General features: G+C 61.5%; 20 protein-coding genes and 1 pseudogene. 3 read left to right on the top strand and 18 right to left on the bottom strand.

Annotation, left to right across the window (positions count from 1 at the left end):
• Both AC1DUU_RS03830 and tagH (AC1DUU_RS03825) read right to left on the bottom strand, forming a co-directional pair.
• Positions 1 to 277 (bottom strand): annotated as a pseudogene (locus AC1DUU_RS03830) (hypothetical protein); the annotation flags it as partial.
• Positions 278 to 461: 184 nt separating this feature from the next.
• Positions 462 to 1,544 (bottom strand): type VI secretion system-associated FHA domain protein TagH, encoded by a 1,083-nt coding sequence (gene tagH / locus AC1DUU_RS03825; protein WP_476782086.1) that lies wholly within the window; start codon positions 1,542 to 1,544, stop codon positions 462 to 464.
• Positions 1,545 to 1,745: 201 nt separating this feature from the next.
• Between tagH (AC1DUU_RS03825) and AC1DUU_RS03820 the strand changes: the two genes are divergently transcribed.
• Genes AC1DUU_RS03820 through AC1DUU_RS03810 form a run of 3 tightly spaced genes read left to right on the top strand, consistent with a single transcriptional unit; the run spans position 1,746 to position 4,844 of the window.
• Positions 1,746 to 4,073, top strand: a complete 2,328-nt coding sequence (locus AC1DUU_RS03820; RefSeq protein ID WP_476782085.1) for a type VI secretion system Vgr family protein — start codon at positions 1,746 to 1,748, stop codon at positions 4,071 to 4,073.
• 10 nt (positions 4,074 to 4,083) lie between these two features.
• A complete protein-coding gene (locus AC1DUU_RS03815) occupies positions 4,084 to 4,509 on the top strand; it encodes a DUF6484 domain-containing protein (RefSeq protein ID WP_476782084.1) in 426 nt (141 codons plus the stop codon).
• Positions 4,509 to 4,844, top strand: coding sequence for a hypothetical protein (locus AC1DUU_RS03810; RefSeq protein ID WP_476782083.1), 336 nt, complete (start codon positions 4,509 to 4,511; stop codon positions 4,842 to 4,844). Before AC1DUU_RS03815 ends, AC1DUU_RS03810 begins: the two co-directional genes overlap by 1 nt.
• A gap of 9 nt (positions 4,845 to 4,853) precedes the next feature.
• Here the strand turns inward: AC1DUU_RS03810 and AC1DUU_RS03805 are convergent, their stop codons facing one another.
• The 16 genes from AC1DUU_RS03805 to tssB form a co-directional block, all read right to left on the bottom strand.
• Positions 4,854 to 5,597: a beta propeller repeat protein gene (locus AC1DUU_RS03805; RefSeq protein ID WP_476782082.1), complete on the bottom strand. Its 744-nt coding sequence runs from the start codon at positions 5,595 to 5,597 to the stop codon at positions 4,854 to 4,856.
• Between the two features lie 117 nt (positions 5,598 to 5,714).
• Entirely contained in the window at positions 5,715 to 6,710 is a 996-nt protein-coding gene (locus AC1DUU_RS03800) for a DUF4150 domain-containing protein (RefSeq protein ID WP_476782081.1), read from the bottom strand.
• On the bottom strand, positions 6,710 to 7,732 hold the full coding sequence (locus AC1DUU_RS03795) for a 3-oxoacyl-ACP synthase (protein WP_476782080.1): 1,023 nt from the start codon (positions 7,730 to 7,732) through the stop codon (positions 6,710 to 6,712). Before AC1DUU_RS03795 ends, AC1DUU_RS03800 begins: the two co-directional genes overlap by 1 nt.
• Entirely contained in the window at positions 7,729 to 8,832 is a 1,104-nt protein-coding gene (locus AC1DUU_RS03790; protein WP_476782079.1) for a DUF2169 family type VI secretion system accessory protein, read from the bottom strand. Before AC1DUU_RS03790 ends, AC1DUU_RS03795 begins: the two co-directional genes overlap by 4 nt.
• On the bottom strand, positions 8,832 to 9,374 hold the full coding sequence (gene tagF, locus AC1DUU_RS03785) for a type VI secretion system-associated protein TagF (RefSeq protein WP_476782078.1): 543 nt from the start codon (positions 9,372 to 9,374) through the stop codon (positions 8,832 to 8,834). The genes AC1DUU_RS03790 and tagF overlap by 1 nt, the downstream gene beginning before the upstream one ends.
• Positions 9,356 to 12,895, bottom strand: coding sequence for a type VI secretion system membrane subunit TssM (tssM, locus tag AC1DUU_RS03780; protein ID WP_476782077.1), 3,540 nt, complete (start codon positions 12,893 to 12,895; stop codon positions 9,356 to 9,358). Before tssM ends, tagF begins: the two co-directional genes overlap by 19 nt.
• A gap of 3 nt (positions 12,896 to 12,898) precedes the next feature.
• Positions 12,899 to 14,218, bottom strand: coding sequence for a type IVB secretion system protein IcmH/DotU (icmH, locus tag AC1DUU_RS03775; RefSeq protein WP_476782076.1), 1,320 nt, complete (start codon positions 14,216 to 14,218; stop codon positions 12,899 to 12,901).
• 4 nt (positions 14,219 to 14,222) lie between these two features.
• Positions 14,223 to 15,557, bottom strand: a complete 1,335-nt coding sequence (gene tssK, locus AC1DUU_RS03770) for a type VI secretion system baseplate subunit TssK (protein ID WP_476782075.1) — start codon at positions 15,555 to 15,557, stop codon at positions 14,223 to 14,225.
• Between the two features lie 41 nt (positions 15,558 to 15,598).
• Positions 15,599 to 16,051 carry a type VI secretion system lipoprotein TssJ gene (tssJ, locus tag AC1DUU_RS03765; RefSeq protein ID WP_476782074.1) on the bottom strand — a complete coding sequence of 151 codons (453 nt, stop codon included), beginning with the start codon at positions 16,049 to 16,051 and terminating at the stop codon, positions 15,599 to 15,601.
• A 3-nt stretch (positions 16,052 to 16,054) separates the two neighbouring features.
• A complete protein-coding gene (tagH, locus tag AC1DUU_RS03760) occupies positions 16,055 to 17,563 on the bottom strand; it encodes a type VI secretion system-associated FHA domain protein TagH (RefSeq protein WP_476782073.1) in 1,509 nt (502 codons plus the stop codon).
• Positions 17,560 to 18,624, bottom strand: a complete 1,065-nt coding sequence (gene tssG / locus AC1DUU_RS03755; protein WP_476782072.1) for a type VI secretion system baseplate subunit TssG — start codon at positions 18,622 to 18,624, stop codon at positions 17,560 to 17,562. The genes tagH (AC1DUU_RS03760) and tssG overlap by 4 nt, the downstream gene beginning before the upstream one ends.
• On the bottom strand, positions 18,588 to 20,462 hold the full coding sequence (gene tssF, locus AC1DUU_RS03750; protein WP_476782071.1) for a type VI secretion system baseplate subunit TssF: 1,875 nt from the start codon (positions 20,460 to 20,462) through the stop codon (positions 18,588 to 18,590). The genes tssG and tssF overlap by 37 nt, the downstream gene beginning before the upstream one ends.
• Before the next feature lie 2 nt (positions 20,463 to 20,464).
• On the bottom strand, positions 20,465 to 21,223 hold the full coding sequence (tssE, locus tag AC1DUU_RS03745; protein WP_476782087.1) for a type VI secretion system baseplate subunit TssE: 759 nt from the start codon (positions 21,221 to 21,223) through the stop codon (positions 20,465 to 20,467).
• Positions 21,210 to 21,677, bottom strand: a complete 468-nt coding sequence (locus AC1DUU_RS03740; RefSeq protein ID WP_476782070.1) for an Hcp family type VI secretion system effector — start codon at positions 21,675 to 21,677, stop codon at positions 21,210 to 21,212. The genes tssE and AC1DUU_RS03740 overlap by 14 nt, the downstream gene beginning before the upstream one ends.
• A 27-nt stretch (positions 21,678 to 21,704) precedes the next feature.
• The gene (gene tssC / locus AC1DUU_RS03735) at positions 21,705 to 23,207 is read right to left on the bottom strand and encodes a type VI secretion system contractile sheath large subunit (protein ID WP_476782069.1); all 1,503 of its coding nucleotides are present in this window, start codon (positions 23,205 to 23,207) and stop codon (positions 21,705 to 21,707) included.
• A gap of 4 nt (positions 23,208 to 23,211) precedes the next feature.
• Positions 23,212 to 23,743: type VI secretion system contractile sheath small subunit (gene tssB, locus AC1DUU_RS03730; protein ID WP_476782068.1), on the bottom strand; the 532-nt coding region annotated here is incomplete at its 5' end.

Here is a 23,743-nt window from a genome sequence, read left to right as displayed (position 1 = left end):
CCTCGAACAGGGTGTCTAGCGAGATGCCGGATTGCGTTCGGGCTCGTTTTTGTGGCTTGTTGGCGTCGTGTTGACGCTCACCCAATGGGGCGCTTTGATAAATCACCGTGCCGGAAGGCGGCGGTTGCGGCTCACTGCTAGCGTAGATGATGGTCGGGTCGGATTTTGCCAGGAGTGCCGAAGAAGGTGCAGCCGGGTCCGGCTGCGGCGCGCGGCGCGGCGATCCGCGAATGACGGTTCTGCCGCCGGAGCCGGAAGGATCGTCCTTCGAACTCATCGCTGATCACCCGCTCTCGCGCGACGCCTGCCATGCCATGACAAATGCCGCAGGCTCCTCCGGTCAGACAGCATCGCTCGCGCGCCAATCATGCATCGTAGTGCAAGGAAAAGCCGATTGGAACCAGGACGGAGCAGCTTGCGTCAACGGACGCTGAACAAGGGTCTACTCGGCAAAGGCAGCATCATTTCTTGCTCGCCGATTTGGCGTAGGCTTCGCTGAAATAGGCTAGGAACACATCGAGCATGCCATTTTCGTGGGCTGCCTCCTTTGCCTCCCATGTCGCGACGAACATATCCCAGGCGCGGCTTTTCTTCGACACGAATGAAGAGCCGGGAAGCTTCCTCTCGATGGCCTCGGGCGAAAGCTCCGAGAGCAGCCGCGAAAGTGCCGCCTGCATCGCGGCGTAGGTCGCGAGTTCGTGTGTCTTGAGATCGCGGAACGCCTCTTCAACGCTGTGCCTAGCGTCAAGATAGCCAGAGCGGCGCTGGGCGAACATGATTTCGAGGATCTCTTCTGAGCGCGGAATGAACTTCAATGGATTGTTGTCGACGCCGCTGATCATGGTTCGGTGGCTGCTCTTGGCCAAGGCCTTGGCAGCCGCACGCGCCTTGAGCAACAAAGCGAGTTCATCGACCACCGCCCGCAACACAGCGCCGACTTCCGCGGCAACGTCGTTTGGATCGCGCTGCAGAAATATCTCGGGCGAGACGCCGGCGCCGGCCGCAATGAGGCGAAGCAGCTCCGTGGCCTCCAGCCGTTGGCCCGGAGCCACGGGGGGCGATGGCGCGGCTGGCAACGGTACCGGCGGCTGCGCAGCGACGCCGGTTGCGCTTTGGCCGTTGCTGGCCCCGCCGAAAAAAGGGTCGGCGAATTKCGGCGCACGCTGGCCGGCCTGGTCTGCGGCATGCCTTGAAGGCGCTGGATTGCCCCATTGGTTAGCCGCATCCCGGTCGTCCTCGATCGATACGGCAACGATGTAGCGGCCAATCCAGAGCCGGTCGCCGTGGTTGAGYGGGTGCGGGTCAGTGATGCGCTGGTTCGATCCGTTGACGTAGGTTCCGTTGCGCGAGACGTCATAGAGCCAGAACGTGCCTCTGTCGTAGCGGACCTCGCAATGCAGACCGGAGATGAAGAGATTGGGGTCGGGCAGGTTCCAGTCGCGATTTTCGCGACCGATGGCGAAGCTGCGACCATTGGAGCTGTAGCTGAGCGGTCCGCCGTTTGGCAGCCTGTCGACATTTTCGATGGTCAGACTGATGAGCATCCGAATTCGCCCGCCAAACCCTCTGTTTCCGGCAGTCTCGTCCAAATTCACCCTTTTATTCTAGCAGTTTACGACGACCGCAGCACAGGGGCATTTCGCAGCGGCACATTCAGCCGCTGCGCCTCGCCTACTTTGGCCGGTTGAATAACTTGTGCTAAGCTTTGTGGTAGAAGTCCGGCCGTCCGGAGAGGGCACGACGCCATGGCTAACGATCGCGCGACTGTGGTCCGGACACCTCTCGGCGCCGATACGTTGACTTTCACCCATCTGACCGGACGCGACGAGGTCAGCCGCTGTTTTGCCTATACGGTTGGCTTTGTCAGCAGCGATCCGGAAATCGATCCTCTGAAACTGCTCGGTGGCGCCGTCTCGATCGAAGGCGAGTCCGATCCGGTACGCTGGTTCAGCGGCCTCGTTTCGGAATTCCGTCTTACCCGCATCGAGGACCGACTGGCCTTCTATGAAGCTGTCGTCCGGCCATGGCTGTGGTTTCTTGGCAATACAACCGACTGTCGCATTTTTCAGAACATGAGCGTGGTTGAGATCGTTGAGAAGATCTTTTCCAAATATGGCACCGCGAAGTTCGAAAAGCGGTTGCAAGGGTCGTATCCGCCGCGTGACTATTGCGTCCAGTTTGACGAGACCGACCTCGACTTTGTGCAACGGCTGCTCGAGCACGAAGGCATCATGTATTTCTTCGAACACGGCGATGGCGAGCACAAGCTGATCCTTGCCGACGCCATGAACAAGCTCAAGGCCCCAAAAGGCTATGAGAAGGTGCCGTATCATTTCGAAGGGCAGGGGGCGCGACGCGACGTCGAGTATATCACCGAATGGGTTCCCGGCAGTTCGGTACGCCCGGGCGCTTACGCGCATACCGACTACGACTTCAAGAAGCCGGGCGCCGACCTGATGGCGAAGTCCGCACAAGCGTTCGGCCACAAACTTGCGGACGGTGAAAATTACCGCCAGCCGGGCACCCATCTGGAAGTCGGCCGTGGCGATAAAATCGCCGCGATCCGCCGCGAGGAGTTGCAGGCCGTGCACCAGCGCATCGCAGCCGCCGGCACCGTGCGCGGCCTGTTTTCTGGCTGTACCTTCAAGCTTGACGGCTTTCCGCGCGACGACCAGAACCAGGAGTACCTTGTGCTCAGCGTCGAGTACCGCGTGTTCGACCCTGGCTTTCGCAGCGGCATCGATACAAAGGGCGAAAGCTTCACGGTGGTCCTCGGTGTGGCCCCGACCAGCCTGCCATATCGCCCACCGCGGATCACCCCGCGACCCATCATGCGCGGTCCTCAGACGGCGCGTGTCGTTGGCCCCTCGGGCGAGGAAATCTTCACCGACGAATATGCGCGGGTGAAGGTGCAATTCTACTGGGACCGCGAGGGCAAGAAGGATCAGAACAGTTCCTGCTTCGTGCGGGTGTCGCAAACCTGGGCCGGCAGTGGTTTCGGTTTCATCCAGATACCGCGTATTGGCCAGGAGGTGATCGTCGACTTCATCGAGGGCGATCCGGACCTGCCGATCATCACCGGCAGGGTCTACAATGCTGCTCAGATGCCGCCCTACGGCCTGCCGGGCTCGGCCACCCAGTCAGGTTGGAAATCAGATTCGTCGAAGGGCGGCGGCGGTTACAATGAGCTGATGTTTGAGGACAAGGCAGGCTCCGAACTGGTCAATTTCCAGGCGCAGAAAGACCACAAGCTTCTGGTCAAGAACGACCGCACCAAGCTGGTGCAGCACGACCAGTCGGACCGCATCGACCACGACGCAAAACACTCGGTTGGCCACAATCTGGATGAGGACGTCGGCAACAACAAGACGGTCAAGGTCGGCGTCGACCAGACGACGAATATCGGTTCGAACGACACGGAGACGGTGGGGACGAACCGCTCGCTGACGGTCGGATCGAACGAGACGATCAAGATCGGCTCGAACYCAACCGAGACGATCGGTGCCAATCACACACAAACGGTGGTCGTGGCGCAGGCCGTCACCGTTGGGGCGGGCCGTGTGGATTCCGTCGGCGCGACCGAGGCCCGCAGTGTAGGCGCCGCTCAGACGAATACGATCGGGGCGAGCCGCTCGGTCAGTGTTGGCGCTGCACAGAGTCACGACATCGGAGCGGACGACAGTTGGCAGGTCGCGGCCAACCAAAGCGCGCAAATCGGCAAGGACCAGAGTTTCAAGATCGCCGGCGGTCAGACGTCCGACATCGGCAAGGGCCGCACGACCAAGATTGCCAATGACGATGCAACCGAAGTTGGTGGCGGCCGCGCACTCAAGATCGCCAAGGGTAGCCTCGTTGAGGTCGGCGAGGATGGCGCCATCAAGATTGGCAAGGATCTATTGATAGACGCCGGCGACTCCATCGTCATCAAATGCGGCTCGGCGGCCATCTCGATGAAAAAAGACGGTACCATTTCCATCGAAGGCAAGGACGTTACCGTTAATGGCTCGGGCAAGATCAACGTTAAGGCATCGAGCGCCATCACGATGAAGGGTTCGGAGATCAAGCAGAATTGAGGGCGGTTCGATGACAAAGACCGTGAAGCGCATTGATGGGGTTGTGATCGGATTATTCCTCGGCTTCGACGAGGAGGCGCCGCTTGTCGTGTTCCCTGGCAACGCCAAGGACATCGCGGTCCGGGCGCGCAGCTTGACTGAGATGAGTTCCGACATGATTGGCGCGGAGGTTGCGCTGCTGTTCGAGGATGGCGATGTCGGCCGGCCGCTTATCGTGGGGCGCATCGTGGAACCTATCCGCAAGGCCAAAGCGCCCCAGGTCATTCGCGACGGCGAACAGGTCAGGATCGTGGGCGACGAACGCATAGAACTGCGCTGTGGCAAGGCGACGATCATCATGGAAAAGGACGGCCACATCACCATCCGCGGCACCTACGTCACAAGCCACGCAAGTGCCGCCAACCGCATCCGCGGTGGCTCGGTCAACCTGAACTGATGCCCGCGCCGGTCCTGCGCGAAATCATTCGCCAGCACGCCGAAATGGCGGCGTTCCTGTGGACCGTCTATGACCACCATTTGCTGAATCCTGATGAGAATCCCGACATGGACGCGGAGCGCCTGGCGCGGCTGGTCGAACGTCTGGAAGCGCATCTCGATGGGCTGAGGGTAGCCGGAGAGGTAGGACGCGAGATCGCGCAGGAGCGATACAAGGAGTTCCCGGAGACTGGAGAACTGTTTGTCGTCAGGATGCTCTCCGTGGAGAAGRCGATCCCGATCGCTACGCTTGATCACGCAAAAGTACGCGCTTGGCTCCAAGCTAACCAAGCGTAGATCCGATAGCTATTCGTAGTCCATTCCATCCCACGTCTTAAGGTCGGTTCGTACCGCTGAGATATCTCCGGCGCTCGCCAGGAAACTGTTGCTCGCAACGAGCTTGTAGGAGACGAACGTGTCGCGGGCGATGGCGTACTGGTCACCGACGATCTCGAGCACACCGGAACGGCTGGCGGCCAGGAACAGGCGCCCGCGAAAGCTGGCTATGGAGTGCAGGTCGCTGGGGGCCGGGTCGTAGGCCCGCCAACTATCGCCACTGCCGCGAAACAGCACGCCATTTGCGCCACAGACCAAGACGTCATTCGGCGCCAGGGCGAGGATTCCCAGCAGGCGATTGTTTGTTGGCAGGGGGACAATCGACCATTGCTGGCCATCGAAATGTGCCAGAAAACCGCGGTCGCCGCAGACATAGATGTTGCTGGCAGATGTGCCTCCAAGGCCAAATAGCGTCTGGCCAAAGGCAGGGCTTATTGCTGGCCATACGGTGCCGCGCCGGCCAAAAACAACGCCGGCATCACCGGCTGCAAAGACTATGTCTTCGGTGAGCCCCCAGACGCAAGTCAAAGCGCGCGCACTCTCGCTCGCTTCCACAGCCCACCTGCCGGCTCCGCCCACATGGATCTTGCCATTTTCGTCCGATACGAACATCACGCCGGTTTCGGCGCGCCAGAGGTCCGTCAGCCAGATCTGGATATCGAGATGCTCAATCCGTTCAACCTCATCGAGGCGGAGATCAACCTCCTCGAGCACATGAGAATTGAAACCCTCGCCATCGGAGTAGACGACAAGCGTGTAAAGCTCCCCATTGGGACCAAGCGCTAAGCTGTCGCACGAGACGTTGTATGATGCCATTGGACCTACCTCCGGTTACTTGTTGCTCTTCTTGCCGGCAGCCGCCTGCTTGAATGCCCCGCCTCTCGGAGTTCGTGTCTGGGTGCTGTCTTCGCCTTCATCCTCCATAAGGGGGTGGAAGAAAGCGTCACAGACTGCACGAAGACACTCGACGGCAGGATGCTCTTTGCCTTTCTTGTCATCCATATGCGGGGCCTTGGCCTTCTTCATCGCATCCAAATTGGCCTCGCGCACGTCTTCGTAGGTCGGATTCTCCTTCTTCTCCAGCTGGCTTTTGGTCCACTCATTCTGCGCTGCCGTCTTTTCGCCGTGCTCGGTGCCGCGCCTTGTACCGTCCTTGAGGCAGACACATGGCGCGTTGTTCAAGTTGTAATCTTCAAAACTCTTGATTCCGCCGGTACCGCGCGCGTTTTCAAAACAGGCATTCTGAACGATGTGATCTGATTGCTGGTATTCATTGTCCTTTGCCGCAGGTTTCGATTTGTCACGGCTCTCGCAGTGTTTGTGGGCGTCCTTGTAAGGATGAACGACAATGTCCAGCTTCAACAGGATCTCAGCGCAGCTTTCCTTGCCGATCTTGATCTTCAGGACATGCGCCCAAGGTGGCGTTCCGGCGGTCGGGGATGCATGGTCATTGGTGGCAAAGTCTGTCATACGAATGACAGGTTCGCCGTCGAACTTCACATCATTGGACCAGGAGTGAAAATACTCCTTTCCGGTATTCACTGACGTGATCATATTCTTCTTAGCAGCGCAGCCGGCCTCGGTGCCTGTGGTCTTGGTAAGATATGATTTGTTCTTGAGATTGACCGTCTTGCCTGAGATCTTGACCGTGCCGGTGCCATTGTCGGTATCGCCGGACATGCCAAAGCTGGGATAGGGTATCGGCACTCCGGGTGGTGTTGCAGGGTTCTCCGGCGGCGTGAAGCAAACATCAGGGAACGCCGCGATGGTCTTGCCATCGCTGCCCTTGCCGGAGATCTCCATCCCATTGGCATAGACGTCGCCCATCAGACCGCCCTTGCAGCCATAACAGCTGCCCCACAAGCGCCGGCATCGTTGGATGCTTCGACGAGGACCGGGTTACCGGCGTCATAGCCCTTTTGCGCCGCTGTCCAAGCCATCCCAATCATCAGCGGCACCACCGCTGAACCAACATTTCCCAAGGACTCGCCCGGCGACCAGATATCCTGGAAATTGTGCCGACCTCTCAACAGGCGCAAGCTGGCCAGGGCTGCTTGCTTGAACCAGTACTGCTCGCCTATGAGATCGGAAATTCGGTAGCCGAGCTGGTTCATCTCCATACCGGTTTCCTGAAATGCGGCATCGTAGGCAGCTGTCATGCCGTTGGCGCGCAGAGGTAGATCCGCATCATTGTAAATCGAAGCGGTTTCTCGGGCAAAACCAAGTCCGAAAAGCCGGAAGCCACCCCTAGCCGGTCGCGCACACAAGACGGCTGCCGCCGACTCTCCGGGAATGAAGCCGTTCGGATTGTCCCCTACAAGCAACCGGTCGGCGCCAAGATAGTAGGCGATCGACTGACTCGTGAGGTAGCTATCTACACCCAAGATCATCACATAGGGCGCGTGGCCTGCAGCTAGCAAACGGCGTGCCTGATCGAGTGCTACATGGCCCGAGGGCCGACCATGTGAGACGATCCGGGAGCGCGTATGCGGTTCGATCTCAACGATTTCGGCGATACGGCGCAGCAGAGCCGAACTGTCGATTACGGGTCGACCGGGCCGGTCTTCTTCGGCTAAGCATAGGATTAACACCGTATGGCCGCGTGCTTGCGGAACCTTGTTGAAGGCCTCGCTGATGGCTCCGGCGGCCAGATGAGCCATGCGCTTTTCGCCAATCCAGGCGCGCGGCAACGAGACAGGCGCGCCAGTCAGGCGCTCACCCGCCGGGCCTGTGAACTGCGTTTCCTGAAAGCCGTCGAGCCGCGCCCTCATCGCCGCGCAGCTGGAAGGTGCGTCGAGACCAACCGCTGTGACCATGCCGACCGAAACAATGTCGAGTGAAGCGCTCATGCGTCCTCTATCTCGGCCAGCGGTGCGGTTCCGCTTGCGCGGACATATGCGCGCCCCGCCGCCCGTGCCCGCAGCATCGACTCCGTGGGTGGACCAACCCAACATTCGGTAAAATCCAGTATCGTCCGATGGATACGCTGCGATACTCGCCAGACCAGCGAGAAACGCCGGTTTTCGAGGTCGAACAGGACGGTGTCGGGGAGAAGGTCAGCTTCGTAGGCCTTGTCGCGGCCCTTGAACAGCGTAACTGGCAGCGTCGTGCCTGGCAGGCGGAAGCTTTCGTGGCCGCCAGGTGTCAGGTTGATCAACACCACGTCCTCGCCACCTTTGGGTGGGTCGATCTGTTGGTCGGGCGGGGCCATCTGGAAATAGCGTTCGTCGAAATCCGGAGGCAGGAACGGGAAGATGTTCTTGGTCCAGTTGTCGTCGTAGGTGCCGCCATATTCGATGCGGCCTGGCCAGCCGCGGCCCATCGGCCCAAAGCTCATCGGCTTGTAGTCGCCGAAGGGCGAGCGGACCTCCTCTCCGATGGCTTGCGTATTTGGCAACCTGAGGCCGGGAACAAGATGCTGGTTGCGGGTGCGCGCCCAGCCAGTTCCGACGGGATTAAACTTGTAGCTACCCGGGAGCTTGTCTTCGTGGTCGAGGCGGTCGGTGCCGCCCCAAGCGGTGTCGTAGGAAAATGGCTGGCGCAGAAAGGGCTGGGGCGCTGTCGCCATGAACAGCGGACCACGGGCGCGCCATTCGCGTGTGCCGACCACCTCAAAGAGCTTTTGCCAACCGCCCAGCCTGATCCCCACCGGGACGCGTTCGGCCGGACGCCCGCTAGGCGCGTAGGCGCAGCCATTGGCAATCACATCGCAGCGCGGCTTGCGGAAAGCGAAATCGGTCTCCCAAAGCGTTGCCGAATAACCTGGCTCGCCCGTGCAGGTATCGGCCATCACCAGAGGCACCTGCTCAGCCGACTTGCGCACCAAGCCCCCCGGAGCCTCGGGGAAATCGAACGTGCCCTTGACCACCACGACGATGTATTCGTGCGCAGCCTTGTCCATGCCCATGGTGAATTCGTGGACGAAGCCGGTCTGGTTCCAGATTTGCATCAGCTGGTCTCCCAGCTCGCCATGAGAAGCCGATCCAGTGCCGATTGGGGCTTTGTCGGGTCAATTTCCATTGGCACTGAAGCATCCGTCCAGAGGACCATGCCGAGCACTGGCTCACCCGTGATGTCGAGTGTCGGGAAGGGCAGAGCAGCCAGATTGGCAGCGAATTCGTCGGCGCTGATGTCTCCATTTCGCGCGGAATCCGCTGCGACCTCGATGTCGTCGAACCATTTCGCTGCCGAGCCTGCAAGGCCGGTTGTGGCTGCTGAAAGCGGAGAGGCGACAGTCAACGGAAAACGACGTCCAGCCTTGTCACTGCTTGGTACAACGATGCCGGCCATTGGGCCATTTGCCTCTGGGCCAAGTAGGAAGCGCAGCGCGACCTTTTCCGTCCAGATGCCAGATGATTGCAGTGGCGCCAGATGGCTCGCGACCCAGCGGTCCCATGCCCGTACAAACTCGCTCGGAAGGCCTCGGCCGACAAAATCGCCGGTCGCCGGAATCTTGCCGTAGAAGCCGGTGACTAGATCTGCTGCGGGCATACGAACCTCTTGAACATCTCCAAATTGTAGGGGTTCTCGACACTTGCCGCCTTCAACTCGAAATCGGCGTAGAAGTTCTTCGCGCCCAGGCGGAGATTGTAGACGTCGGCCAAGGCAGTGCCGGTGAAACGGCCCTTGGTGAGCAGCCTGAGCCAAGCCCAGCTGCCGGTTTCATTGACGATCACTTCGGGGGAGCCATCGATGGGCTGGAAGGCCAGCGAGATTGTGCCGGTGCCGTCCTTTCCCGGCCATGTCATCGGCTGCGGGCGGGTGGCGTTGTTGTAGTAGACGAGGCTCTGGCCATCGAGATTGAGCGTGACGCGGGTCACTGTGGGCGACAGGTCCTTGGGCTCCAGCGTGAAGCTCATCAAAGGACCTGTCCCGTCAGGGAAGAGGTCGTCGCGGATGCGGCGCGCCTGCTCAAAGGCAGCAAGCGCCGAAGAATCCAGGCCGAAATCGGCGCGCCAGGTCCATGGCTGCTTTGCCGTGTCGACATAGCTGATGAGATGATCGTTGGTGAAGGCGTCAATCAAGCCACCTGGGCCGAAGAGGCGGGCGAAATCGCGGACGTTGACGTCGACAGCGCTCTGCGGACTGAATGGATAGCGGTCGTTGAGCGCTGCCTGGCAGAAAGGCAGAATGTCGGCGCGCCAGATGGCGTTGAGCTCGGAGGTGACCGCCTTCTCCGTCAGGCCGCTTGTGTCGCCGGCAATGCCGCCGAGCCAGTCGTCGATCGGGTCGGGCAGGATTTGCGCCTGACGGGCGACAGCACCCGTAAGTTCGGCAAGCCCACCTTGCTTCTTGATGGCGTCCTGCGGATCGGGATTGGCGGTAACTGTCTGCAGCACATTCGAAAGTGCTGTGAGCGCCACGACAGCCGCGTCAAGTGCGGGCGGCTGGCCATCAACTTCGGCGACAGCCCCCTTGAGCGGCTTGAAGTGCTCGGCAACAAGCGTGCCGGTCATGTCGACTTCGGTGGCCGAACCGGCACGAGGAAGCAGCTTCGCGCCCGCCTTGGCGAGCTTACCGACCTTGCCGAGCTTACCCAGAAGCTTGGATGCGCCTTTGGACGCAGTCTTGTTGTCACCAGCCGGCTCTTCGTCGGAGCGCATGAGATCGGTTTMGTGGACAACAGCTGTAACAAGGCGCTTGAGGGCTGAATCGGCGCTCGAAAGGTCCTTGAGGTTTTCGCTGGCGACGTTGAGGTCAGTCAGCGGTGCCAGCCGAATGTCGCGCAGCAGGCTGTCCCATTGGGCGATGAAATCCTCGTAGTAGAGCTTGAGGATATCTTCCGACAGCGCTGACACCGAGGTCTCGGAATTCTCCTCGCAACCGCCGGCAAAAACGGCGCGATCGAGCGCTGCCTGGCCCGCGACATCCTCCAGCCGGTCAAGGATGACATCGTGGAAGCCAGCGTACGTATATGCACCTGATATGCCGATACGCATCGTCTTGTCCGAGCGGCGGGCAAAGACCTTGGAGCCGTTGGGACCTGCGAAATTTGCCGGAATCCACTCTTTCAGTTCGGAGACGGCGGGATCGGCCAGCAACTGCTTGTAGGCGCGGGCCGGAAGCGAAATGGTGCAGACGCTCTTCAGTGCCTCGGCGACCAGCGCTGGATCGGGTGCAACATAGCTCGCGTCGACAGTCATGCGGCGGATGGCGGCGAGCTGGTGTTCCTCCGCGTTCGCCGTCGGAAAGGGGGCGACAGGGGCAAACTCAGGCAGGTGGTTCACCCACCAATCCTGGGCGAAATCGGTGTCCATCTGCGACAGGCCGGTCATCATGCGGTAGGTCTTGAGGGCGCCGAGCATGAATTCCGGATCGCGGATCTGCCGCCACATCGTAGTTTCAAGCAAGGCGACCATGCGCGGCTCGAGGATGTTGCGTAGGGCGTGGTTGTAGCTATCGGCCTGTGCCCGCAGCAGTTCCGGCGCGGCTGTCGGGCCGATCAGGTCGCGCACTCCTCTCGGCGGCGGTGTACGGGCACTGGTCACCTCATCCATCGCTGCCAGCGCGACATCTATGTCGGGCGCGTCAACTGGGGCTGGAGCCGCCGCAAACGGTGCAAGCGGCGCCTGCAGCGCCTCGAACTGGCCGGCTTGGGCCGCGATGGCGTTGCGGTTGTCGTAGTAGGACAGCCCGAAGAGCGATCCGGCGAGCAACACCGCCGCCCCAGAGGCTGCGGCAGCGCCGCGCCAGATCCAAGTCCGGCGGCGCTGCGCATGCGGATCGAACATGCCGAGGCCGGCTTCCTTGAAGATCACCTCAGTCAGCAGGTTCTTGAGGAAGAAACTGCGCCTTTCGACGCGCGGCGAGGACGTGGCGCGGCGTGGCGGCAGCCCGAACGACGAGGAGAGCGCGGCCGTGAGCCGGTCGATAGGCGCGCCTTCCTGCGTTGCCGAAGTCAGGTAGACGCCGCGCAGCCAAGCGCTGTCTTCATAGCGGCTTTCGCCGAATATCTGTCCGATGAGAAGGCGGATCGGTTCGGACAGGCTTTCGACCTGCGCCGGGAACCTGAAGATTTCGGCACGAGCCGCCAAGCTGTCTTCGTCTTCGAGGCGAGGGACGAGACGTCTCTCAAGCTCTGTCGCCAGCAGCGAGATTTCTCGCGATACCATGTTGCCGTCGACACGCGCGTCGGGCGCGAAAGTCGTGCCCCACACCTGTTCGCGTGCCGAGGTCGAGAGGCCGCCAAAGAAAGGCTCGAAGCCCTTGATCAGATCGGCTTTGGTAAGCATCAGATAGACCGGCAGGCGGATTTCCAGCCGCTCGTTCAGTTCGGCCAGGCGCCGGCGGATCTTGCGACCATGCGCCTTGATGGCTTCGTCACCCTCGGATAGCGCATCGATCGAAAGCGCGACGATGACGCCATTCAGCGCGCGCCGCCCGCGATGCTTTTTCAACAGATCGAGGAACCCCAGCCATTCGGCAGCGTCGACATCGGGCTGGCTCTCCTGCTGGACGTAGCGTCCGGCGGTGTCGATCAGCACGGCGTTTTCGGAAAAGAACCAATCGCAGTTGCGGGTGCCGCCGATACCCTGGATGTCGTCGGTGAGATCGATCGGAAAGTTGAGGCCGGACTGGCGCAAGGCGGTCGTCTTGCCAGTCGCTGGCGGTCCGACGATGACGTACCAGGGCATATCGCGCAGCAGCTTGCGACCGCCGAGCTTGCGCCGCTTCAGCTCGTCCATCAGCCCCTGGAACTTGGCGCTGACTGCGGCAACGCTTTGCTCGCCAGGCGTCAGCGGCTTCTCCACCGGAGCTGCGGCGATCTCGGCGACGAACATACGATTGGCGCGGATGGCGCGGCGCTGGGCCAAGATCAGCCAGATGAGCCACAAGATGACCAAGCCTGCGATCAGCGCCATGCGTATCGTTTCGGACGCAAAGGGCGTGCGCTGCCCGACACTCACGATTGGTCCGAACACCCAGATGATCAGCGAAAGCAAAGTGAGCCCAATGAGCGTCCAGAGCCACCGCGAAGTCAGTACCGACCAGAGGAAGCGCAGGATGAACATCTGTCACAGCCTCTTTTCGACCAGCACTTCGACCCGGCGGTTGAGCGCGCGGCCCTCTCGGGTGGCGTCGTCGGCGACGGGGTCGGTGGCAGCGCGACCTTCCGAGCGGACACGCTCCTGCGGCACGCCGTTCTGGACCAGCATGTCGGCAATCGTTGCAGCACGTGCCTCCGACAGGCGCTGGTTGGTGGAAAGCGGGTTGGTTCTTTGCAGAGGAATGCCGTCGGTGTGGCCAACAACCGTGATGTTTCCGATCAATTCCTGGTTTTCGACGATCACCTTGGCTATGGCGCTGACTAGGGGCTGGAAGCCGTCGGTCAGTTCGGCCCGAGACGATTGGAACAGCTCAGGGTTGGAGGCCTGGATGACGAGGCGGGCCAGAGATACGCTTTCGGCACCCTTCAACGCTGGGCGCAATCCTTCCGGAGTGGCCGCCGCAAATTCGGGCAGCAGTGCGAAGTCGACGGTCTCGACCGGAGGCGCTTCTGCCTGAGGTGCAGCGCGCAACACTTCGGCTCGATCTGCCGGCGGAAGCGCACGGACCAAGGCGGAGAGTTGGACGGCCTGATTGCTCAGCCCCAGGGAGAAGCCGACATAGACCGCGGTTGCGAGCACCGCAGCGATAACACCCATCACCCAGATCGGCACAGTGAAGCGTGGCGCTTCGTCGGCTGCGACGACGCCCTTCCAGTTCGGCGAAAGCGGTGCATCTTCGGCGTCTGCATCGCGCAGAAAACGCGCGGCAGCCGCACGCACCGCATTCAAAGACCGGTCGCCGGACCGACCAGGCACCCGGTATTTGCCGCGGAAGCCAAGTGCCATGCAGTGATACTGCAGTTCCAGCATTTCCTTGTCGCGGTTGGGGTGGCGCTCGAGTTCTTCCAGGCGTGAAAAGAACTGGGCGCCAGCATCGACATCCCCACGCAGCATGACGACGAGCGGCTGACGCGGCCAGGCACTGGCACCGCCCCACGGTGTGTTCAGCGCGAGATCGTCGAGCAGTGCAGCGACCGACCAGGCGGCCTGGTCTGCGCGATCGATGGACGACCCTGCTGCAACCGCAGCGTCACGCCCCCGCACGAGCTCTTCGAGCAGGCGGGTGCGCAGATGCTCCGGATTTTCCGGCGGCAGCGCATTTTCAAGCTCGGGCGCGAATTCCAAAAGGGCAGAAAACGCATTGACCAGCATGTTCGGATGGGCACGCGACCGATTCAGTTGGGCTGCGGAAAAGGGCATCGGCGCGCGTGGCGTCGGCGTACCGACCATGCGAATCCGGGTACGCTCACGATCCTCCGACAAGCCGAAAGGATCGTCTTGGCTCATCGCGTCACCTGTTCACCGAATAGCAGTCGACCTGCGGCTCGCTCGGCAGCACGCCGGATACGCCGATGACGAATCCGGGTGCGTCGAGGAGAGAGGCCCAGTGCTCGCTTCTTTGATCAAGTTCAAGGCAAAGGCGATCGCCGTCATAAGGGATTTCGCGCGGCTGCGAGTGCAGCGGCTTCAACGGAATGCCCGGCAGGCGCGACTTCCAAAGGCCTTCGAATTCGCCGGCCGCACCGACGGTAGCTTGGTTGACGAATATCTTGCGTAGCGCTTCTTCCGACAGCTCTGAGCCAACGCGAATGACGATGCGGCTGGCGACAAGCAGTTTCGGGTTGTCGATGCGCACCTTCCAGACGTTGGTGGAATGGCGCATGACCGGGAGCGCTCGCGATTTTGGTTCGACGTAGCGCAGACTCAGGATCAGCGAACGCAACGTGTCGGCAAGCGCCGAGTAGGCCGGTCCCGGCGCCATGTGATCGTAGATCGGCAATTCGGCCAGGCGCCTCGAGTTTGAGCCGTAAGTCGCCATCGAGCCGGCGAGGCCGGCAAGCTCGAGGTAGAGATCGGCGGGGTGAAATATGTCCTGCGCCAGCATATGCGCCAGGCGCGGCCGCGCTGCATTGGCGAGATTGAGCATCAGCAAGTCTTCAACGCTGCGACCAGGACCGCCAAGCACCATCTTAGCATGCGCCTCTGCGATCTGATCGAGCCCGGTGATGACCTCTTGCAGAAGCTGGGCGTACCAATGGACGGCTCCAGTCGTGAGCGTAGGCGGCAGGAAGTTGTCGTCGATGGCAACGCCACCGTCGGCGCGCAGGCCGGTGATTTCGGTGATCGGCAGTGCCGTGTAGCCGCCGACCGATTTTCCGGGCGCAAGCAGCTGTGCCTGCGGTCGGGCGATCTCGATCTCCTCGGGGTCCGAACCGCCTTGCACCGAGTCTCGCACGGTGACGATGCGGCCGCGATAGCGCGCACCGCTGGCCTCGGCATGCGCGGGATCAAAGCCGATGCCGCCCGGCGGCTCTAGTGGTACGGCGATGAGCACCGGACCGCCGCCCATGTCCGCGGTAATGGCGAGCGGCTTTGGTGAGTCCATCGTGTCGGGAATGGCGAAAGGGGTGCCATCGGGGAAGATGCCGCGGGCAGAGAGCACCGCGACCTGTCCGGCCTCCAGCAAGGCCGGGTCGAGCGTCAGTGCGCGAAAGCCGAAGGTATGGAGCTGCCCGGCCAGAAGAGCGCCGCGTACCGTCGCTTCAAAGAAACGGTCCTGTTGCTGGAAGTGCTGGGTGCGGAGGAACAGCCCTTCGGACCACAGCACCCTGTTTGCGTCGGTCATGCGGCAACTCTTAGCATCGAGAACTCCGTTCTTCGTCCGCGTCAGGCGGAAATGCCTCCGCTGCCGAGCTTGACGGCGATCGTTACCGTCGAACCTGGCGAGACCGATTTCGTCGTTCGCCAGGTTCGACCTGTTGGTTCGCGAACAAGCGCGACAAAACCGAGCGCGGTCGCTTCCGGCTCAACGGTGATGGTCTTAGACGCCGCCTTACCGGGGCCGACGGCGAGCTGGTCGGAGCCGATGAGGTCGCCACCTAGCGCTGTGGCGGCATCACCTTGCAGGGCGAAATAGTCCGCGGAGTTGAACTTGCCCGTGCTTTTTAATCGCATGACCAGAACGGTAACCGGCCTGTCGCCGCCGCCGGGTCCGGGATTCATGCCGGCTTGACCGCTCACATTGACGGTGACCGTGGACGGTTTCGGCGGCCCGCTTTGGCAGGCGGTAACCAGTCCTGTCGCGCCGAGAGCAAGAATGAAGTCGCGCCGGTCGATCATGCGTCACTCCTCTTCATATGCGTTGCGGAAGTCGGCTCCGATCTCGCCCATGAAGCGCGTTTCGGCGCTTACGGCGATTTCGCGATGGCGTTTCTTGTACAGATCCCAAAGCTTGGCGCTACGGCCGCCCGCCAGCAGCGTCTCGAACGACGAACTCGATTTCAGCTCCTCTTCGAGCGCGATGGGATCGAAGCGATCGATCATGCGGCGAAGAGCGCCCTGCAGGCCGCGCCAAGCGCGAACATGGTGTTGGGCGAGGTCGCGGACTGCATCGGCAATGGCCGGCTCGCCGGCGAGAAAGCCGGGGCTGCGTTCAGCCAGGATGGTTGCCAGCACATCATCAACAGTCGGCAGGAATTTGAGCGGGTTGACCTCCGACGAGCCAACAATAGTCTGCTCGATGCGCGCATTGCCTTTTTCCTCGGCACGCTTGCGCAGGAGCTGCATCAGACCTTCGAGCATCAAGCGGTATTCGCGGCCGAATTTCTCCATCTCAACGATCGCGTCGCGGCCGGAGGTGTCGCTTTCGTCCAGGCCCAAGCCACGAAGGAAGGCTGCACGCAGGGCGCTGTCTGAAGGTGTCGCGGCCGGTGCGGCAACGGCGGCTGATTTTTGGCGTGCTCGCAGTGACGGCGGCGGTGGGGGAGGTGCATCGGGCCGGCGTGCCGGCAAATCCCAAGGAGCGGGCGAGGGGGGCTTGTCGACGGCTCTGTCGTACCTGTTTCCAGCCGGCCTTACCTCGGCAACAGGCGGCGGTGGTGGAACGGGTGCGAGGCCAAAATCATCGTCGAGCGATGAAGGTTGCTGGTCGATGGGTTCCGGCTTCGGCTTGGGAGGTGGGGTTTCCGCTGGAGCAAGGCCAAATGGATCAGCAAAGGCGGACATTCCATTTTGACCGTCATCGCCGTGTCCAGTCGAAACTGGGGTTGCCACCGGATCGAGACTGAACGGATCGTCGAAGGCCGGCGAATTGCGCTCTGAGCCTCCGGCACGCTCGTAGGCACGAAATGCTCCAGGTTCAGGATGCTCGAACGGGTTCGGAAGATCGGAGGGGCGCGGGCGTTGAGGCTCCTCGTTGGTCTTGACCGAGAAGAAATCATCGCCACCCAAGCCGATCGATGCGCGCGATGCCGGTGGCACGGGTTGAGGTGTCGATGTCCTGGAAGGCGATGATTTCGGCGCCGACGATTGGGCCCCTGGCTGCAGCTCGACCCAGACGACATAGTCGCCCAACCTTAGCCGCATTCCATTGTGCAGCCGTGCCGAATTGCCTAATCCAAGCGGGCTGCCGGCGTCGTCTATGAATAGTCCGCTGCTCGAGGTATCGGTGACGATATAGCCACCCTGTTCCGCCGTGATCTTGCAGTGAGCGCGTGACACGAACATGTCGGGGTCGTCGATCTGCCAGTCCGCATCGGGACTGCGACCGATCACCAGTTCACCCTTGTCCAGCCGAGTCTGGCGCACTGCCTGCGCGCGCGGTCCCTGCTCAAGCGTGAGGAGCAAACTCATGCCCCGACTCCCGCCATTTCTGGCCGCCAACCGACGATCGTCCRCAGGCGCATATCCTCAGCATCGTCCCTTTCCGCAGGGGGCGCAAGCCAGGCCGTTCGGCCGAGCTGAGCAGCGCCGATCCGAGCCGGCGGCACCTCTGCGCGGGCCAGCACGATCCTGAGATCGACGTCGAGCAACTCGCCGATCAGGTCGCGGATGGCGCGCTTCAAAACAGGTAGCCGTTTGCTACCGGGAAGGAACGTTTTGTAGGTCTCGAAATCGAGCGGACCGATGCGCAACTCGACCCTGTTCTGGCGGCTGAAGCTGCGGGGCCCGATGGTTGCACTTCTGCCCAGCGAAGCGCTGGCTTGACCGAGCCTCGTCTGCAGGGCGGCTGGTATCTCCAGCCACGAAGCGACGAACTCCTTCAATCGGACTTGCACGTTGAAAACTTCGGCGACGAACAAAGTGAGCCGTTCTGGCCCATCGACCTGGTCGGCAAGTGCCGCAGCCTGCCGCAGCTTCACTGTATCGAGATCGGTGTTCTCCGCATTTTTCGTATCGGGAAGGCCGATGCCAGCCATGGCCTCGAGCATCGAGCGGATGCGGCCACCGACGGCACGCTCGACCTGCACGCCCGGATGTGCATCGGCCCAGGCGCGATAGAACAAGGCGATCATGCGGTGCTGGAGGATGTTGACGAAATCGACGAAGGTCGTGTCGCTGGTCTGATGCGCATCGGCACCAGCAAACCAGCGCTGCGACAGGCGATCGAGCACCCAGCGCGTCAGATGTAGCGGCAGCGGCCCCTCGGGGCCAAGCAAGCCCAGATTGGCGACGGTGACGCGCGGGGCGTTCTTGTCTGTGGCCTCCTCGAACTTGACAACATCCTGGGTCGAAAAGCCCAGGCGCACATGCTGCCCGAGCCGCGCCGGCTCACGGTCCGGGCGCCCCGAATGACCGAACAGACCGTTGCCCCGGTTTTCAAGCTGGCGAAGCAGCTCGAAGAAGTCGTAGCTCTCCGTCAGCCTGTTGCGTGCTGCTATATCAGGAAGCGGTTGCCGGGCGTCATCGGCCATGGCACGTCCTCCTGCTTCTGGAGAAGCCGCGTGCGGGTGCGCACGAAGCCGTTGATACCGGCGTGGCGGGCAAACAACCGCGCCAGCAGGGCGGAAAGCAGCAACGAGCTTTGACCCGATAGCACTGATTGGTCGATATGGAGCATCACTTCGGTGCCGCGGCCGAAGCAGATCGGCCCTGGTATCGCCAGTCTCTCGATCACTGGTTGGGAGTCAATGCGGACAATCGAGCGGACATGGCGAGTTATCCCCGGGTCGCCGCGATCGGCATAGAGGTCGAGCAGTGCGTGCAGCGGATCGACGCCGCGGCCCTCCTTGGCAAGGCTAAGGAAATTGAGCGCGAGTTGCGCCACCAGCCGCCAGGCGAGTTCATCGGCACGGGATTCCGCATCGGCACCGGCGGGCAGCGTGGCTGGAATGGATGGCTGGGGCGCTCGCAACGCGCCAAGCAATCTCACCGCTTCGACGGGGTCGCCGCTTTCCAGCGTGAGCGTCGGATTGTCGTCGAGGATCGGCAGGTCGCGGTTGGTGCAAAGAGCGGTAACTTCGATGCGCTTGAGCGGACGCCCCGTGGAGGTGCCGGCCGGCCGTGAGATCGCCAGAAAGACGTCGTCGCCGGTGTAAGAGGTTCGGGTCACGCCCTCGCGCCGCTCGTCCTCGGTCGCGCGTCGCGGGCGGCGTTCGGTCGAGTAGACCCATCCATTGCCCCTGTTCTGCCCAAGGCTGAAGAGGGCGGGTATCTCTGCGTCGGCCCCTTCGGCCTCGGCGTCCTCGACATGGGTCACCCGAAAGATTTCGAAATCCCTAGGCCGTGTGCGGTCGGCGTAAAGCACCTGTCGCGTTTTGCGGGCATCGAGTTCGATGACGTTGCATTCGCGCTCGAACAAATTGATCAGCGGCGTCGCAAACAGTTCGAAATCGGTTGGGGAAAGGTCGGCGAGTTCGGGTACGGCGCGCCGCAGCAGGAAGACGATTTCGAGCCCTGCCTCGCAGCTGCGCACGACAGGCTGCAGCCCCTGAACGCGCGCATAATGGAAACGCTCGGGCATCATGAAATATTCGCGCAGCAGCCGATAGCCCTCGAAGGTCGGGCGTGTCCGCGGCATCAATGCTTCAGAGTCGCTGATCCCGATCATCTCGGGCATTGRCAGGGGGACGAGCTTGCCCGACTTGCTGTCCTCACGAGCGCCCATTGCCGTGCAGACGCCAAAGATGGTGTCGAACAGCAGTGCTGCTTTCGTGCGCCCGGCAAAATGCAATTCGAGCCGGTCGAGAGCCAATTCGCTCAGTTTGCCCTTGCCGGTCCGGGCGATGGTAATGCGCAGCGCTGCTTCACAAACCGCTGCGCTGATCGGTGCAATGCTGGCGGCGGCAAGCGCACTGCGGTCCTGGTAGTAGCCGACGGAGGCGATCTCGATCGGCCACAAGGTAACATCCTGAGCCGTAGTGAAGGTGCAGCGTGTCGACAGGCCAGGCTGCAGGCTGGCCACCAGGCGGGTGCCGCGCTTGACGACGTGGCCGGCGTTCATCGTTTGAACCTGCTGGCTGGGCTTCAGCACTGCCACGGTCGTCGCAGGTGCAGGCGTAAGCAGGTCGGGATAGAGAACTTCAAGAACGCTGCGTGCAAACCTCGATCGCTCGGCATCGACCTTCAGCCTGGTCCGTGCGGCAAGGAAAGCGACACCGTCGAGTAGCCGCTCGACATACGGGTCAGGGCAGGGGGCGGTGTCGAGCGATAGGTTGCGCGCGACAGCTGGATGCATGTCGGCGAACTCCGCCGCAAGCGTGCGGATGTGGGTCAGTTCCTCCTCGTAATACTCCAGGAAGATCCGATCCATATTCAGGCTTCCTTGAAATCGGTCCGCGCCATACCGTTGTCGAGATTTATTGTGGTGCGCAGCCGCAATCGTTCAGGCGTCGGCGTCATGATCAGCACGGCGTCGATCTCGATCTTGAGCCCGGTGGTCTTGTCGCCAAGGTTGACTGTCACCTTTGTCGCGCTTTCCTTGAGCCGCGGTTCGAAATTGGCCAGCACCAGACGTATCTCGCGCGCCAGGACTTCACGATCAAAGTCGCGAGACGACCGGCCGGAGAATGACGGCACGCCGTAATTGACGACGCTTCGGCGCACTTCGGGGAAATCTGCGAGATCGGGCGGGTCATCGACCGCCTGTTCGGCCTCTCTGTCGGAAATCATTGGCGTCGCTTCGAAGCGCTCAGTGTTGAACAGCGCCTCGATGTCACGCCGCACAGCCTCCCGCAGCACGTGCGCCGAGACCACGACGCCCCGGCTCTCAAGTTCGGTGCGTTGTCTGTTCTGAAAACTGAGCCGGTGCAAGCGCCGCTTCTGATCGGGCGTCAGTTCAAGGTCCGAGTCTATAATCCGGGGGGCTCCTCCAAGAAAGCCGTCGAGACGTTCTTCACCCAACTCCTCCAGCAGCAGGTGCCGAAGCCCATCGATCTCCGAATTCAGTCCCGGCAAATCATTGACGAGGCGATCCCAAAGGGAAGGCTGGACCGCCTCGCGTTTCGCCCGCGGACTGCCGGTCGCCGCGATTTCGGCGCCGTTGCGCCGTACCTGCCCGTCACTTGCCGACATGGACATCCATTTCGACCTCGTCCTTGTCGTCATAGTTGAATTTGATCTTCTTGTAGGCGAAGCCTACCCGCTCCTCGATCAAGTCCTGTTCATCCAGGCTCGGTTTCATGTCGTATTGAACGACCGAGGCATCCGACAGGGTGACCACAAGATAGTCGCTGGTCTCGCCATCGATGGTGCGGCGCGCCGAGAACACCACTTCGTCCAGTGGCTTGTTGTCAAAGAGGGCTTTCTTCAGATACGGAGAGGATTTGTCGTAATTCTTGATGAACTTAATCATGCCCAATGCAACGCGACCTCTTCGCGACAGCGAATTTGGGTCGTGCGGCGCAACCATGTCGAACTCCACTCCATGAATCTCAATCTCATCTTCGTGGCCGTCGCGAACGCTTGGGCCGGTGATATCAGGAACCTTCAAAAACCCATCTATTTTTGTTTTTGCTTCGTCTGGCATCGTCTCTCTCCATTGTACGAAGACAAATCAAGACTTCACTGACGGCAATTCCGACACGAGCCGGAGCGACGCATTTATTCCCTCCAGTTGGTAATGCGGGCGCAGGTAAAAGCGGGCGTTGTAGTAACCAGGTCGACCCTCGACACTGTCGACCTGGACCTCGGCCGCCGCGAGCGGACGCTTGGCACGCGCCTTGTCGTCGGCGAAGGCCGGATTGGCGAGCACGTAGCGGTTGATCCACTCGGTCAACCAGATCTGCATGTCGGAGCGTTCCTTGAATGAGCCGACCTTGTCGCGGGCGATCGCCTTGAGGTAGTGGGCGAACCGGGACACCGGAAACAGGTAGGGCAGGTTGGCGCTCAGCCGTTCGTTGGACTGTGCGTCGGGATCGACCAGCCGCCCGGCCCGGGTTTCGTCGTCCTGCAGCGAATGGGCGCCGATGAACGCCGCTAGATCGGTGTTCTTGCGGTGCAGGATCGGCATTAGGCCGAGCTTTGCCAGTTCCGCCTCGCGCCGGTCGTCGATGGCGACTTCGGTCGGGCACTTCATTGCCACCGACCCGTCGTCGGTCGGGAAACTGTGCACCGGCAGGTTGATCACCGTGCCGCCGTTCTCGACGCCGCGGATCTGCGTTCCCCAGCCGAACAGCTTGTGGCTGCGGTTGATGTTGACGCCCATCGGGAAGGCGGCGTTCATCCAGATGTATTTGTGGTGGTCGCCCTGCACTTCCTCCTCGAAGGCGAAGCTTTTGACCGGAACAGTATCGGCGCCATAGGGCAGCCGCGCCAGAACGCGTGGCATGGCAAGGCCGATGTAGCGCGCATCCTCGCTCTCGCGCAGCGATTGCCACGACGCATAGGCCGGGTTGGACACGATCTGCTGCAGATCTTGCGGATTGGGCAGTTCCTGCCAGCTGTCCATGCGGAACAGGCGTGGCGAGGCAGCCGCGATGAACGGCGTATGTGCAGAGGCGCAGACGCCGGAAATGTTGCGCAAAAGTCCAACGTCGCGCGGGTGGTTGGAGAACTCGTAGGCGCCGATCAGGCAGCCGAACGGCTCGCCGCCGAACATCGAGTATTCGTCGGTGTAGACCTTCTTGAATACCGGGCTTTGGTCCCACATCTGGCCTTCATAGTCTTCGAGCGTATCAGCCAGCTGCTCCTTGGAGATGTTCATCACCCGGATCTTCAGTTTCTGGTCCGTCTCGGTGTTGTTGATGAGGTACCAGAGGCCACGCCAGGTACCCTCCATCTCCCGGACTTCCGGGGCGTGTAGGATCTCGTTGAGCTGGACGGTCAGCATCTTGTCGATGCCAGATATCAGCGACTTGATCGACTTGATCGCATTCGACGAGATGCTGGTGGTGTCGGAGCGCGACTGGGCGGCAAGGGCGAGATTACGAACGAGCTGCTGGAGCTTCTCGCTGTCGTCCTTCTTGACCTTGAAATCTTTCTCCAAAAGTTCGCTGAATTCGCCGAGATCGATGGCCTCTGCCTCGGCAACAGTTGGGCTTTTTTGCTGTTCGGCCATGGCTTTATTCCTCGACCTTGTCGCTGTCGGAGAGCGCCTGACTGGCGATCTGGCCGAGAAGCGGCTCGTTGTTCAGCAATTGCGCGATGCGCTTTTCTGCGTCGGCCCGACCGTCCATGAAGCCCAGCAACTCCTCGAGCTGACGGCGCATCTTGAGGATTTCGGCCAGTTGCGGCACTTGCTCGGCGATCTTGTCAGGCGCGAAATCGCCCATCTTGGAGAATGTGAGGTCGACCGCCAGCTCTTCTTCGCGCTCTGCGCCTTCAGCCTGGGGCAATGTGTTCTTCACCCGCGCCTTCACGCGGGGGCCAAGCGCTTCCATGAAGCGCGGAAACCTGTTGGCGTCGGTCTCTACAAAGGTGCGGTCCAACACCGTCTTTTGAGCTTCTTTGGTCTGCGATGCGCCGGCGAGGTCGGCCATCACGCCCATCACGAAGGGCAGTTCGATCGTCGTCGGGCTGCCGTAGGTCTCAACGTCATAAGCGATCTGCACGCGCGGTGCGCGATTTCGCTCGATGACCTTTGCTTTGCTTTCC

The organism is Aminobacter sp. P4_H6_2 (genome assembly GCF_056400805.1).
This window is presented reverse-complemented; position numbering and strand designations above follow the sequence as displayed.

Excerpts from the sequence above, each read along its gene's own strand:
- AC1DUU_RS03815 (WP_476782084.1), top strand. The coding sequence starts at position 4,084 with ATGACAAAGACCGTGAAGCGCATTGATGGGGTTGTGATCGGATTATTC.
- AC1DUU_RS03800 (WP_476782081.1), bottom strand. The coding sequence starts at position 6,710 with ATGGGCGACGTCTATGCCAATGGGATGGAGATCTCCGGCAAGGGCAGC.
- AC1DUU_RS03795 (WP_476782080.1), bottom strand. The coding sequence starts at position 7,732 with ATGAGCGCTTCACTCGACATTGTTTCGGTCGGCATGGTCACAGCGGTT.
- AC1DUU_RS03790 (WP_476782079.1), bottom strand. The coding sequence starts at position 8,832 with ATGCAAATCTGGAACCAGACCGGCTTCGTCCACGAATTCACCATGGGC.
- tagF (WP_476782078.1), bottom strand. The coding sequence starts at position 9,374 with ATGCCCGCAGCAGATCTAGTCACCGGCTTCTACGGCAAGATTCCGGCG.
- icmH (WP_476782076.1), bottom strand. The coding sequence starts at position 14,218 with ATGAGCCAAGACGATCCTTTCGGCTTGTCGGAGGATCGTGAGCGTACC.
- tssK (WP_476782075.1), bottom strand. The coding sequence starts at position 15,557 with ATGACCGACGCAAACAGGGTGCTGTGGTCCGAAGGGCTGTTCCTCCGC.
- tssJ (WP_476782074.1), bottom strand. The coding sequence starts at position 16,051 with ATGATCGACCGGCGCGACTTCATTCTTGCTCTCGGCGCGACAGGACTG.
- tagH (WP_476782073.1), bottom strand. The coding sequence starts at position 17,563 with ATGAGTTTGCTCCTCACGCTTGAGCAGGGACCGCGCGCGCAGGCAGTG.
- tssE (WP_476782087.1), bottom strand. The coding sequence starts at position 21,223 with ATGTCGGCAAGTGACGGGCAGGTACGGCGCAACGGCGCCGAAATCGCG.
- AC1DUU_RS03740 (WP_476782070.1), bottom strand. The coding sequence starts at position 21,677 with ATGCCAGACGAAGCAAAAACAAAAATAGATGGGTTTTTGAAGGTTCCT.
- tssC (WP_476782069.1), bottom strand. The coding sequence starts at position 23,207 with ATGGCCGAACAGCAAAAAAGCCCAACTGTTGCCGAGGCAGAGGCCATC.